Genomic DNA, 202 nt, shown 5'->3' on the forward strand with positions numbered 1-202 from the left:
CGGATGCCCACGCCATGCTCGTCGGTGAAGATGTTGGTGGTGTCGCCAGCGAAGTTGTTGATGGTGTCGCCCAGATTCGTGACGTTTTCATTCGTCTCGTTGAGCTGCGACATGTTCACCGCATCGCTGTCGTCCTCACCACGGGCCACGTTGGTGATCTTCGTGCCGCCGGTCTTGGTGACGCTGTTATAGGTGTCGCCAC

Annotated in this window: 1 protein-coding gene; it reads right to left on the reverse strand. The window is 58.4% G+C overall.

Annotation, left to right across the window (positions count from 1 at the left end; all coding sequences use genetic code 11):
• Positions 1-202, reverse strand: a 202-nt coding sequence (locus JFY56_RS24305) for a hypothetical protein (protein WP_208316827.1), incomplete at both ends; no start/stop codon positions are given.

The sequence above is a fragment of the Pseudomonas schmalbachii genome (assembly GCF_017589465.1).
GTDB classification, from domain to species: Bacteria; Pseudomonadota; Gammaproteobacteria; order Pseudomonadales; family Pseudomonadaceae; genus Pseudomonas; species Pseudomonas schmalbachii.